Annotated in this window: 16 protein-coding genes; 4 read left to right on the forward strand and 12 right to left on the reverse strand. The window is 59.3% G+C overall.

Translation table 11 applies throughout. The features are described from left to right. The 3 genes from mpl to A3754_RS08845 all read left to right on the forward strand — a co-directional run. On the forward strand, positions 1–904 hold a 904-nt coding region (gene mpl / locus A3754_RS08835; protein WP_063519373.1), incomplete at its 5' end, for a UDP-N-acetylmuramate:L-alanyl-gamma-D-glutamyl-meso-diaminopimelate ligase. 80 nt (positions 905–984) lie between these two features. Next, a complete protein-coding gene (locus A3754_RS08840; protein ID WP_063519374.1) occupies positions 985–1,443 on the forward strand; it encodes a DUF2214 family protein in 459 nt (152 codons plus the stop codon). Then, positions 1,440–2,042: a flavin prenyltransferase UbiX gene (locus tag A3754_RS08845; RefSeq protein ID WP_063519375.1), complete on the forward strand. Its 603-nt coding sequence runs from the start codon at positions 1,440–1,442 to the stop codon at positions 2,040–2,042. The genes A3754_RS08840 and A3754_RS08845 overlap by 4 nt, the downstream gene beginning before the upstream one ends. A gap of 256 nt (positions 2,043–2,298) precedes the next feature. Here A3754_RS08845 and A3754_RS08850 read toward each other — a convergent pair whose 3' ends face one another. From A3754_RS08850 to lipB, 12 genes are all read right to left on the reverse strand, one after another. After that, the gene (locus tag A3754_RS08850; protein WP_082872277.1) at positions 2,299–3,012 is read right to left on the reverse strand and encodes a ZIP family metal transporter; all 714 of its coding nucleotides are present in this window, start codon (positions 3,010–3,012) and stop codon (positions 2,299–2,301) included. 146 nt (positions 3,013–3,158) lie between these two features. Then, the gene (locus A3754_RS08855; protein ID WP_063519376.1) at positions 3,159–3,902 is read right to left on the reverse strand and encodes an energy transducer TonB; all 744 of its coding nucleotides are present in this window, start codon (positions 3,900–3,902) and stop codon (positions 3,159–3,161) included. Then, positions 3,899–4,333 carry a biopolymer transporter ExbD gene (locus tag A3754_RS08860; protein ID WP_063519377.1) on the reverse strand — a complete coding sequence of 145 codons (435 nt, stop codon included), beginning with the start codon at positions 4,331–4,333 and terminating at the stop codon, positions 3,899–3,901. Before A3754_RS08860 ends, A3754_RS08855 begins: the two co-directional genes overlap by 4 nt. Next, the gene (locus A3754_RS08865) at positions 4,330–4,710 is read right to left on the reverse strand and encodes a biopolymer transporter ExbD (protein WP_063519378.1); all 381 of its coding nucleotides are present in this window, start codon (positions 4,708–4,710) and stop codon (positions 4,330–4,332) included. Before A3754_RS08865 ends, A3754_RS08860 begins: the two co-directional genes overlap by 4 nt. Beyond that, entirely contained in the window at positions 4,700–5,371 is a 672-nt protein-coding gene (locus tag A3754_RS08870) for a MotA/TolQ/ExbB proton channel family protein (RefSeq protein ID WP_063519379.1), read from the reverse strand. Before A3754_RS08870 ends, A3754_RS08865 begins: the two co-directional genes overlap by 11 nt. A 303-nt stretch (positions 5,372–5,674) precedes the next feature. Next, positions 5,675–6,112 carry a copper resistance protein NlpE gene (locus A3754_RS08875; protein ID WP_063519009.1) on the reverse strand — a complete coding sequence of 146 codons (438 nt, stop codon included), beginning with the start codon at positions 6,110–6,112 and terminating at the stop codon, positions 5,675–5,677. 146 nt (positions 6,113–6,258) lie between these two features. Next, entirely contained in the window at positions 6,259–6,453 is a 195-nt protein-coding gene (locus A3754_RS26600) for a hypothetical protein (RefSeq protein WP_156496928.1), read from the reverse strand. Between the two features lie 304 nt (positions 6,454–6,757). Further along, entirely contained in the window at positions 6,758–7,267 is a 510-nt protein-coding gene (locus A3754_RS08880; RefSeq protein WP_197468581.1) for a trans-aconitate 2-methyltransferase, read from the reverse strand. Then, positions 7,268–7,936, reverse strand: coding sequence for a glutathione S-transferase (locus tag A3754_RS08885; protein ID WP_063519380.1), 669 nt, complete (start codon positions 7,934–7,936; stop codon positions 7,268–7,270). Between the two features lie 136 nt (positions 7,937–8,072). Further along, positions 8,073–9,527: a D-alanyl-D-alanine carboxypeptidase/D-alanyl-D-alanine-endopeptidase gene (dacB, locus tag A3754_RS08890; RefSeq protein ID WP_231880560.1), complete on the reverse strand. Its 1,455-nt coding sequence runs from the start codon at positions 9,525–9,527 to the stop codon at positions 8,073–8,075. 454 nt (positions 9,528–9,981) lie between these two features. After that, a complete protein-coding gene (gene lipA, locus A3754_RS08895) occupies positions 9,982–10,959 on the reverse strand; it encodes a lipoyl synthase (protein WP_063519382.1) in 978 nt (325 codons plus the stop codon). Between the two features lie 61 nt (positions 10,960–11,020). Then, positions 11,021–11,734: a lipoyl(octanoyl) transferase LipB gene (lipB, locus tag A3754_RS08900; protein ID WP_063519383.1), complete on the reverse strand. Its 714-nt coding sequence runs from the start codon at positions 11,732–11,734 to the stop codon at positions 11,021–11,023. Between the two features lie 419 nt (positions 11,735–12,153). On the opposite strand from lipB, the gene A3754_RS08905 reads away from it, so the two are divergent. Beyond that, positions 12,154–12,436: transposase domain-containing protein (locus A3754_RS08905; protein WP_369817598.1), on the forward strand; the 283-nt coding region annotated here is incomplete at its 3' end.

Here is a 12,436-nt window from a genome sequence, read left to right on the forward strand (position 1 = left end):
CGAGACGCCTTTTTTTGTGGTGGAGGCGGACGAGTACGACACGGCATTTTTCGATAAGCGCAGCAAGTTTGTGCACTACCGCCCCCGTACCGTGATCCTCAATAATCTGGAATTTGATCACGCGGATATCTTTGCGGATTTGGCGGCGATACAGACCCAGTTTCATCACCTGATTCGCACTGTACCTTCCACCGGGCGGTTAATTCTGCCCCACGGTGAAACCGCACTGGAGGAAACGCTGGATCAGGGATGCTGGAGTGAAGTGGAGCGTTTCGGCGAAGACCAAGCGCTGGGCTATCGTCTGGATCAGGACGACGGCTCGGTCTTTACCGTGCTGGAAAACGGCGAGCCAGTGGCACAGGTGCGTTGGGATCAGACTGGCCGTCACAGTGTGAACAATGGCATGGCCGCGTTACTGGCCGCCCGCCATGTGGGCGTGACCCTGGCCGATGGCGCCGCAGCGTTATCGGAATTTGTGGGTGTGAAGCGGCGCATGGAGCTACGCGGCGAGGTGAGCGGTGTGCGGGTTTACGATGACTTTGCCCATCACCCCACGGCCATTGCCACGACCCTGGATGGCCTGCGACGCAAGGTGGGCGATGGCAAGATTCTCGCCATTATCGAACCTCGCTCCAACACCATGCGGCTGGGAAATCACAAGGCGGCGTTGGCTGGCAGCACCGTCTGCGCCGATGAGGTAATCTGGTATCAGCCACCGGGCCTGGACTGGTCGCTGGATTCGGTGCTCAGCGAGGCGCCAGTGCCCGCATCGGTCAGTGAATCGCTGGATGAGATTGTGGCCAAAGTAGTGAGCCACAAAGGTGAGCCGTTGAATGTGGTGGTGATGAGCAACGGCGGGTTTGGCGGCATTCACCAGAAACTGCTGGATGCGTTGGCTGAATAAACGCTGCACGCTTCACGCCACAAGCGGCAATGCGTTGTAGCGTGAAGCGTGCGCCGTGATGCGGTTTCAAGGAGGTTGCCATGTTCTGGTCTGTACTCTGGGCTTCGGTCCATTACCTCAGCATTCTGATGTTGTTTGCTTGCCTGTATGGCGAGCTGTTGCTGTGGCGGACGGGGATCAATGAGCGCAATGTGCGCACGTTATTGTGGTTGGATATCGGCTACGGCTTGTCGGCGTTGGTGGTATTGATCAGCGGCCTGGCCCGGGCGGGCTGGACGGAAAAAGGCTGGAACTTCTATCTGGCGAACCCCTGGTTCCATGGCAAGGTCACGCTGTTTGTGTTGATCGCCTTGCTAAGCCTGTATCCCACCAAGGTGCTGCTGGGCTGGCGAAAATCGGTGAAAGCCGGCCACGTACCGGAAATCGATGACAAGCTGCAACGCAACCTGCGCGGTGTGCTGGTGGCGGAAATTCATTTGGTCATTCTGATGCCGATTCTGGCGGCGATGATGGCCAGAGGCGTCGGGATGGGCTCATGACTCAACGCATTACGCTTGCCTTTACGGGCGCTTCCGGAGCGCCATATGGCCTGAGATTGCTGCAGTGTCTGCTGGATGCGGACTGCGAGGTTTTTGTGCTGCTGTCCAAGGCCGCACGTGTGGTGATTGGTACGGAAACCGAACTGAAGCTTCCTGCAGGTACTGGCCAGGCTGAGCAGGCCTTGCGTGAGTGGGTAAAGACCGACAAGGGACGGCTGGTCGTCTGCGGGCTGGAACAATGGACCGCGCCGGTTGCCTCCGGCAGTGGTGCCCCCGCGGCCATGGTGGTGTGCCCCTGTTCCACCGGAACCCTGTCTGCCATTGCCACGGGCACCAGTGATAACCTGATTGAGCGCGCTGCGGATGTGGCGATCAAGGAAGGGCGCAAGTTGATTCTGGTGCCCCGCGAATCGCCTTTTTCTGCGATTCATCTGGAAAATATGCTCAAACTTTCCCGCCTCGGTGTCACCATCATGCCCGCCGCGCCGGGTTTCTATCACCAGCCACAAAGCGTGGACGATCTGGTGGATTTCATGGTGGCCCGGTTACTCGATCATCTTGGTGTGGAGCAGACCCTGGTGAAACGCTGGGGAGAATAACCCCGGCCTGGCTACGACGCGACTGTAGGAGTACCTCTCGAGGTGCGAACCTTGCGAAGCAAGGAAATCACCCGCAGGGCGATCGGGGAGATCAGTGCTCGACAGCGCCGGAAAGAAGGGTCGATATCGTTGATTTCTCTCGCCTCGCTGTCGCTCGGTTCGCGCCACAAGCGGCGTTATTCGCTTCGCTCACCCTTCGGGCCGCACGGAACGACGTGCGTTACTCCGCTACGCTCCGTTCTATAATAGCCCCAACTCACTGCACCAACAGATGCCCCACCAAACCCAGGGCAAATCCGGCAACAGCGCCCTGTGACGGCGCCCAGGACCGCTTCAGTGGAACTTGCGGGGCGATGTCCTGGAAAATCAGGTAGAGAATGCCGCCGCTGGCAAACAGCATAATGCCGCCCAGTATGACTGGCATGTTTACCAATACCGCAAAGCCTAGCCAGGCGCTGACAGGCCCAAGAAGGGATAGCCCGGCAAAGGCGAGAATGATCTTGCCCGGGGCAAGCCCGCCGCTATCACGTATTTCACGGTAGGCGTTGAACCCTTCCGGCAGATTCTGCATGCCAATCAGGAACGCCAGCAGAAACGCCTGGCCGCCTCCCACTGCCAGCGCGGCGCCCAGTGCGATAGCTTCGGGAACAAAATCGAGAAGCATGGCCAGCAATTGCGACATGGCGCCCCCTTTGGCGGCGAGCGCGCGATCGATCAGCATGAACACCACGCCGCCACCGACAAACATCAGGGTGGCGGAGAACGGGGTGTGATGTTTTGCCCCTTCCGGCACCAGCACCAGCGCCACGGCAGCCAGCAGGGCGCCACCGCCAAAGGCAATCACGGTATGGCGAACTTCCTGGCGTAGCCAGTCACGGGCGATATGTTGTTTGACGGCAATCAGTGCGCCGACGGCCATGCTCAGGCCGGCGGCCAGGCTGAGCAGTAATGCCAGAGTTAATGGGCTCACAGGCCTTCCTTGGTAGTCCGGTAGAAAACGCGAAGGGGGCAGAACAGGAACGGATGCCGTTCCGCCAGCGGTTTAACGTTATTGAATTAAACAGTAATGACTGGCGGGGAGGGGATCAACTGTGGCGGTGCAGGGCACCGCTCTGTTCAGCTGTTGTTCAGGTCGTAGTCTACCGGGGCGATGACCTTCACCGGAACGCTGCCGCTATCCAGTTCCTTGGGCGGGGCATCAAAGCGCAGACGTGCAACCAGTTCCCTGGTGGCGCGATCGAGAATGCGGCTACCGGAGCTTTCGGTGATTTCTACCTGCTCAGCGCGGCCGGAGGCATTGATCACGAAGGACACTTTTACGGTTCCTTGCTGGCGGCGCATCTTGGCCCGGTGCGGATACTGCTTGTTGTAATCAATCGTGTCGCGCACCTTGGCCAGGTACTTGTTGAGCGCATTTTCCGTGTCACCAGATTGATGCACCCCTTTGCCGGGGTCGCCTGCCATGCCTTTGGCGCCCTGGGTCAAAGGTTGTGCTGAAACCTCTTCTTCGGCGTTATTATCCTCGGTTTCCGCTGGCGTGGTTTCGGCCACTTGCGGCTCGGGGACGGGCTCTGGTTTGGGTTCCGGTTTCGGTTTTGGCTTCGCTACCGGTTTGGGCTTGGGTTTTGGTTTGGGCTTCGGCTTCGGCTTTGGCTTTGGCTGCGGCGCAGGCTGGGCCTTGGGTTGTGGCGCTGGCGCAGCGGGTTTCGGGGCCGGCGGTGCCGACAGGTTGATGGCAATTTCGCTCACGCCGGGCTTGGCCGGGCGGCCACCAGCCAGGGTCATGGCCCCGACGGTGACCAGCACACTGACGTGGACCAGAATAGAGATAACCCAGGCGGAAAAATTGCGAGGTTTCATGGTGCCTCCTCGCTTGCACTTTCAGTGGCGGCATCGCTCTGGGTGACCAGGCGAACCTGCTCCACACCCATGCCTTGCAGGGTTTCCAGGCGTTCGCGCAAGGCTTGCATGGTGATCCCTGCGTCGGCCAGCAGGCGGACTTCCGCTTCTTCCGGATTGTCGCCAAGCAGGGCCAGTAATGCCTCTTCGCTTAACGGCTCGGCGCTGTCTTCGGCAAACCATTGCCCATCGTTCTGCATTACCAGCAGCAGCTTGTCCCGGGCTTCCTCGCCGTTGGCGGTCTGGCTCATGGGGGCTTCTACCGCCACGGTGGGGCGCTTGGCCAATTGCCCGGCCAGCATGAAGAAGATCAACAACAGGAAGACCACATTGATCAGCGGCAGTACCGGCTCCAGGGGTGGTCTGCGTGATGAGGTTTCCATGATCATCATGGCAACAGCTCCAGTTGGACATCGTGAACGCCGGCGGCCTTCATGGCATCCACGGCGGTCAGTGCCTGTTGCAGGGTGGCGTCCGGATTCACCGTGACCCACACCTTGCTCTTGCTGGTGTCCAGGCGGTCTGCCACGGCGGCCGGGGTAAAGCTGACGCCGTTGAGCGTCAGCATACCGCTGGCCTGCACTTCAATCACCAGCCAGTGTTCATCCGGCTGCTCGGTGCTGTCTGCAGGCTGCACATTCACGGGCAAGTCATGGTATTGCCCGAAACGGGTGGCAAGCATAAAGAACACCAGCAGGATGAACACCACATCAATCAGGGGTGTCAGGCTGATAAAGGGCGTGCGATGACGCTCCGGTTCAATATGCATGCGACACCGACGGGTCGCGATCCTCTTCCAGAGGTTCGGGAGCCGTGTGGTTGTTGCGCAGTACTTTCAGGCGAGACAAGCGGTCCTGCATCTTTTCGCGGCATTGCTCGATGCTGCGGTCGGCCCAGTGGAATGCGGCCAGAGTCGGGATCGCCACGGTGAGGCCGGCGGCGGTGGTCAGCAGGGCTTCCCAGATACCGCCGGAAAGAATCGAGGGATCCACCTGTGAGCCAGCGGTTTCCAGTGCCTGGAAAGCGCCGATCATGCCGAATACGGTACCCAGCAGGCCCAGCAACGGGGCGATGGCGCTGATCACTTCAAGCACCCGCAGGCCGCCGCGCAGTTCATCCAGGCCGCTGCGCGCCAGGCGCAGGCTTTCTTCTTGCCAGGCGGCTTCGTCCAGATTGCGGTTCTGCCAGCACTGCCACAGAACCCGGTCGATGGGGCTGTTGAGCTTGCCCGGCTCGCCGGGCTGTTTGCCCTGACGCAGAGCATTGAGCAGCTGGTCCGCCTGGCGGCTGTTGCCGGGGCGGATACGGGCAAATTGCAGGATCTTGGAAATCAGCGTGGCCAGGGCAATCACGGACAACAGGGCGAGGACCCACATGGTGGCGCCGCCACTGACAAACCATTCCGGCAAGTGCAGGGAAATTGGGGGCATGGAAAACTCCAGCTATGGGCAAATGATCAGGTGCCCGGTCTTGGGTACACAAAGGCTTATGTAGTCTACCGCGTAATAATGGAAGCCCGATGACAGGAAATCACAGGGTGGCGCGCGGCAATTACATGAGCGTCAAGGGTTGAATAGGGTTCGCAATACTAAGAGTTTTACCTTCTTAATGCAAGTCATTCCTATTTGGGATGTATTCACAGGTAGCGGCAAAGTGCCGCAGGTAAAAGGGCTGCGAGGGGGAGCGGGAACGAAAAAGGCGCCGAAGCGCCTTTTTCGTCCCATCGATACGGATTATTTGCTGAGCAAACGGTAATTCAGGTTCGATTCAATCCGGTTGCCGGACTGGTCCAGTTGCTCGATGGCATTGACCGCGTCCTTGAGATATTGGCGTTGGGTGTCGTCATCGGCCTCTGGGTTGATGGTGTAGACATCTTCCTGGGTAACGCCTTCCTGGTATTTGCGCGATGCCCAGTTACCCCGTTCCACGGCATTCAGTTTCACGGTGGAGCCGCTCATGTACTCTTCACGCAGCTCGAATCGGGTAGGGCTGTCGTGCTGATCGCGGTACAGGGTCAGGGTGGTACGAATGCCCGAGCAGTCTGCACAGGGGAGCATCCCGCTGTAGATTTCTTTCTGTGCGGTAGGATTAATCGGCGCTTCCGGTTGGCTCTGGCAGCCGGCAAACGCAACGGTGCAGCCGAGAACAGCGGCGGCGAAATAAGTCTTCATGAATATCACTCCCTTGCAGGTTTCCCTTCTATATTACTGCTTAGAATACGCTTTTGCCGTTTGGTTCGCTGGTTTAACAGTTTTTGAATATTTGTGTTGCCTCATCACCCTCAGGCTACGATGAAGCGTTAACGGTGTTGTGCGGGTTACCGGGTGGAGAGCAGCGCCAGGTTTAATGCGGGAAGAGTGTTATCAACGTCGCAGGCCCGATCGGCAGGTTGCTGAACGCGAATGGCCGACGGAGTCTTTGTGGTTGAAAAACGGATGCGCAGGAGGTGGTTCAGGCCTTGCAGAAGTAACAGGCCGAGAAGAAAACTGACAGCAAAATAGAGCAGTATCATGGGGCAGCCACACTGTGATTATTGTTGGAGTGCGAACGATTCTGTGGCAATCCTATAAAGCACGGGCAAGGTTAACCATCGTGACTTTGTTATGGCTTGTGGGATTACTGTAGCTGGCTGGAGCGGGAGGGTGTATGGCTACCGGGCGTGGAAGATGACAGACAATGGCGTGTGCGTTTGCGGATCCAGCGGTTCTTCCATGTGAACACGCAATCCCTGTTGTTGAAGAAGTGCCAGCCAGTCCGACAACGTACGGAAATACCAGGGTGGGGCGTCATGGAAGGCGTCACTACAGCCGGCCCAGCTACCGGTGCGCCAGCCCGAACGGTAATCGCCTTTGCAGGCCATGAGTGGGTGCAGGGTTTGTATCAACAGGCGTCATCTCGGTAGTGTTAACAGGCCCTGGCGTCGCCAGTAACTGCGCAACGGAATCCTCGCCGAAGAGTGAAAAATTGCACACGATAACGGCAAATGTCTGGCCGCTCAGGGCACTGGATAATCGCGAATAGTCACTGCACAGGTAGGTGCCGTCGGAGTGTTGTGCCTGCGCGTTTTCCACCAGTGCCGGAATGACATCCACGCCGGTGATCGCGGTGGCCGGCGCGTTATCTTCTGCCGCCAGTGCCCGGCAGAGCCACCCTTCGCCGCAGCCCACATCCAGCACCGAGTCTGGCCGGTAGCGACTAATGGCGTTGACGATTGCCGGATTGGTGATCTGGCGGCTGGCGATACCTTTGCCTTGCAGCAGGGCAATCCAGGGGGCGGCATTGGCCGCCCAGCTTGTAAGAATTGCGTCTTCCGGTGGCTGTGGCATTTAACGCATCGGCGTCAGTGGGCCAGCCCGTTCCACCGCTTTCTGGTAGGCCGGGCGTGCTTCCATCTGTGCCACAAAGCGCTGGATCGAAGGCAGTTGGCTCAGGTCCGCACGGGCAGAGGCAGCCTGTAGGGGAAAGCTCATCAGGATGTCGGCCCCGGACGGGGTGTCGCCGGCAAACCAGGTCTGCGTTGCCAGGTGCTGTTCAATGACAGCCAGGTGATTTTTCAGCTGCGGGTCCAGCATGGTGCCGGTGACCTTGCCGCTGATTTTTTTGGCAATGGGTTTGGCAAAAAAGGGCATGGGGGCTTTGGCGATATGGCTGAAGATCAGCTTCATGACCAGCAAGGGCATCAGCGAGCCTTCGGCGTAGTGTAGCCAGTAGCGGTAGTTCAGCCATTGGTCATCCTCTGGCGCGGGCTGCCATTGGCCGTTGCCGTAGCGATGTACCAGGTATTCGATAATGGTGCCGGATTCGGCAATGACGGTGTCGCCGTCGGTGATCACCGGGGACTTGCCCAAAGGATGAATCTTGCGCAGTTCGGCCGGGGCCAGCATGGTCTTCGGGTTGCGGGCGTAATGCTTGATTTCGTAGTCCAGACTCAACTCTTCAAGCAGCCAGACGATACGCAGGGAACGGGAATTTTCCAGGTGATGCACAGTAATCATAGTAGGGCTCTCTGCCATGTCTCAGCGCACCCTGTTGCATGCGTTGTGCATTGAATCGTGCGCTGCAAGACGTCTCAGTGTGTCGGGAGCATAGCAGAGAACCCCGTGACCATCATGGCAAGACGGGGCGGGCCCTTTATTGGCTGGCGGTACTGATGCTGGGTGGGCGGGTCGACAGGTGCACCTGTTCAATGAAGGCGTCCAGTACCGGCTCGGTTTGCCACGCGCGAGGGTTGTTGACCATGGCGACTACCGCCCAGGTGGTGTTGTCCTCATCGCGGGTAAACCCGGCGATGGAACGGACATTACGCAGGGAGCCGGTTTTAATGTGGCCCATGCCGGCCATATCGGCGTTGCCCAGCCGGCGGCGCATGGTGCCATCCATGGCCACCAGTGGCAGTGAGGCGATCAGTTCTGCAGCAAAGCGGCTTTCCCAGGCATGTTGCAGCAACAGGGCCATTTGCCGGGCGGTGATGCGCTCGATGCGTGACAGACCCGCGCCGTTTTCAAACACCATGGTTCGGTTGTCGATGCCCTTGCTGGCCAGCCAGGCACGGATTTCCCGTTCCGCAGCGGCCAGATCATCCTTGTCTCCGGGCTGGCGATGTCTGGCGCCCAGGGTCAGGAACACCTGGCGCACCATCACGTTGTTACTCCACTTGTTGATATCGCGGACCATGGTGACCAGATCCCGCGAGGAGGTGGTCACCAGCAGTTCAGTGTCTTCCCGGGGACGCAGGCCTTCCCGTGTGGTGCCGGCCAGGGTGCCGCCAAGCTGCTGCCACAGGCTGGTCAGCAGGGCACCGGTATAGGCTTGTTGGCTGAGCACGGACAGGTAGCTGCTGGTGCTGCAGCCTTTGGGCAGTACGCCAGTGACGGTAATCGTGGTGGTGCCGTCTTCAGCCAAGTGAGGTTCATAGTCGAATTGATAGCGTCGCGGGCAGTGCCCGTAGTCACGGAACACCAGCTGATTGTCGATGGTGATACCGTCCAGCGCGGGTTCGGTCCAGGTGTGAATACCCCGGTTGTCTGCACGGGCCCGGATGCGCAGTACATTCAGGTTGGTGAGCAGGCCATTGGGCTCCACCAGGAAGGGCGCATTGGGGTTGTCGCCGTCATCATTGAAGTCGGCGATGCCATTGGGCAGGTTGAAAACGCTGCCATCGAGAATTAGATCACCGGCGATATGTTTGACGCCCATGGCGCGTAACTCACGCAGTAGCAGCCACAGCCGTTCTTCGGTGAGTTTGGGGTCGCCACTGCCGACAAAATACAGGTTGCCGTTCAGCGTTTCGTCTTCAATGGTGCCGTCGGTATACAGGCGGGTGTGCCACTGAAACGTGGGGCCCAGCAATTCCAGCGCGGCGTAGGTGGTGATGACCTTCATGATGGAACCGGGGTTCAATGGCATGTCGGCGTTCATGAAGCGGGCTTGCCCGGGGCCATCCAGTGGAATCGAGGCCACGGCCAGATCGGTTTCGGGCAGCTGCAGCTCTTTTGCCACATCCAGCACGGGGGCCATTACCGGCACGGGGACTTCCGCTTGCGCGGGGCGGGCAAGCAGGGTGCTGACCAGGGAGAGGGCCAACAAGAAAAACGCGGGGGATTGTCTGCGGACTGCACTTCTCGGCATGACACGGGGACCTTCAAAATCGTAACGGCAACAACCGCCGGGATAAACGCGGGTTGGGAAACCTCTGAATAACTCTTTGCATGCTCAGCGTGGCCTGAAGCGTGCAGCTGCTGTGTCTTGTTTCGATGGTCAGGGTGGTTCCCTTTCCGAGAGGCAAGGCGCAGCAGATGTGCGCTTCAGGCCACGCCCTTCGGGTCTTCCAGGCTGGCCCGCACTCGTTGTTGCACTTTTTCGATGGATGGACATACACCTTCAAAAGCGCGCCTAGATTGCGAACCAGCCTGAAAGACTGAGTACGCAAAGAGTTATTTAGAGGTTCCCTAGCGTAATGCAAAGCCGGGGCCGGGTCAGTGGGCCGCAAGTGTGGGAAATGTAAATTTAAGCGGCCGCCCCGGTGGGGACGGCCGGGGGATCAGGGCTTGTGCAGGCCCACATCGATGCCTTTATGTTGTAAATCAGCATGATAGGAACTGCGCACCATGGGGCCGGAGGCTACTGAGGTAAAACCCAGCTCGTTGGCGACGCGGGCGTACTCGCGGAACTCGTCCGGGTGCACGAAGCGTTCCACCGGGGCGTGATGCTTGCTCGGCTGCAGGTACTGGCCAATGGTGATCATGTTCACGTCGTGGGCGCGCAGATCCTTGATGGTATTGATGACCTGTTCGAAGGTCTCGCCCAGCCCCACCATGATGCCACTTTTGGTGCTCACATCCGGGCGCAGCGCCTTGTAGCGCTTGAGCAGATCCAGAGAGTGCTGGTACCGGGCACCCGGACGGATGTGCTTGTACAGTTCCGGGACGGTTTCAATGTTGTGGTTGAACACGTCCGGTGCGGTCTCGCCGAGAATCTCCACGGCGGTATCCAGGCAGGGGCGGAAGTCCGGGGTGAGAATTTCGATGCGGGTATCTGGGGTGCGTGCGCGTACCTGGCGGATGCATTCGGCAAAATGTTCCGCGCCACCGTCAGCCAGATCGTCCCGGTCCACGGAGGTAATCACCACATAGTTCAGGCCCAGGTTTTCCACCGACTCTGCCAGGTGCAGGGGTTCTTCGGCATCCAGGGCGTTGGGCCGGCCAAACCCCACATCGCAAAATGCGCAGCGACGGGTGCAGATGTCCCCCATGATCATGAAGGTGGCGGTGCCGCCGCCGAAGCATTCGGGCAAATTGGGGCAGGCGGCTTCTTCGCAAACGGTGTGCAGTTTCTGTTTGCGCAGCAGCGACTTGATGCGCTGGATTTCTCCGTTGGCGGGAACCCGCACACGAATCCAGTCCGGCTTGCGTTGATAGCCGCTTTCTTCGTTGACCATGGGGATGGTGCGGACCTTGTCGGCGCCGCGCAGTTTGTCGCCGATTTGCACTTTGCGTTTGGCTTGGGCCTGTTCGCTCATGGGGTTTCCATTGCCGTCGGGTGCTGCCGAAAGGGTGGGGGCAGGCATCTGTGTCTGTGGGTTACCGTCGTGGGGACGGTGCTGCCAGGGCACTGTCAGGATCGCTGTCAGTGATGGCGTTCTCCTGAAGTGCATTGTACCAGTCTGGTGGGGGCGCTGTCCGGGGCGTCAGGCCCAGACGTTTGGCTAATAATGTCACCAGTTGTTGTTCCATGGTGTGGCGGCCCAGATTGACGCCCTGCGCTTGCAGGGTGGTCATGGGCTGGCCCACGTGCCCGCAGGGGTTGATCCGCTGCCAGGGCGCCAGGTCCATGTCCCGGTTGATGGCGAGCCCGTGATAGGTTGCGCCACGGCGTATGCGCAGCCCCAGGGACGCGATCTTGGCCCCGTTCACATAGACCCCGGGGGCGTCATCCCGGTTCACGGCCTCAATACCCAGGCTGGCAAGAAAATCGATGATGCCTTCCTCGATAGCAGTCACCAGCCCGCGGCTTCCCAGCCCCAGCCGTTTGATATCCAGCATCAGGTAAATCACCGTCTGGCCGGGGCCGTGATAGGTGACCTGTCCGCCGCGATCGGTGTTCACCACCGGAATCTCTCCGGCATTGAGTACGTGCTCGGGCTTGCCCGCCTGGCCCAGGGTGAAGACCGGGGGGTGTTCCAGCACCCACAACTCGTCGTTCTGCTGAGCGTTGCGATGATCAGTGAGGTCACGCATGGCTTGCCAGCAGGGGGGGTAGTCAACCCGGGGGAAGTAGCGAATCAGTGCGTCCATGGGGAAAGTATAAGGCTTGCTACATGCCGCACACCAGAAGCGACGAGCTACGCTTGATGGAATTAAGACATCGACCGGTCTACGAAGACGCTGTAGGGGTTCCCTTCCAGGGGACGAACCGAACGAAGCGAGGATACGCACGTAGCCCCGTAGAGGCTGAAGTATGAGCGGAGCGATTAATGATCACCGGTTAAAAGGCGAATCGAGCGTGTTGCCGCTTTGCAGGGTGGTTCGTCCCCTGGAAGGGGACTCCTACATTTTGCATTTGTGTTGCGGCCGCAAAGCGCCATAAAAAAGCCCGGCAAAGCGCCTAATGCCGTTCACTTAAGCATTGCAGGCAGAGCGGGGCTTTCCGAAAATCCGGTTTCCACTCGCGGGAAGCCGGATTTTTTGTGTCTTTACAGCAGTCTCTTTTCGATATTGATGCCCTTCAGTCCTTCTCTGACCTGAGCACCTTCACCCAGAACATCCCCGTTGAATGGGTTGAGTCGGCGCTCCAATTGTCCTCCAAAGCAACGATTCGTCGGCGGCGCCTCCCCAGCGATCAGGTGCTGTGGCTGGTGCTGGGCATGGCCTTGTTCCGCAACGAACCGGTCTGCGAAGTAGCGCGCCGGCTCAATATCTGCGCCCAGGGACTGGCCACCGACAGTCTGCTGGCCCGCAGCGGTGTATCCCAGGCACGCCGACGCCTGGGGGCCGACC

This window comes from Alcanivorax sp. HI0083, from assembly GCF_001635175.1.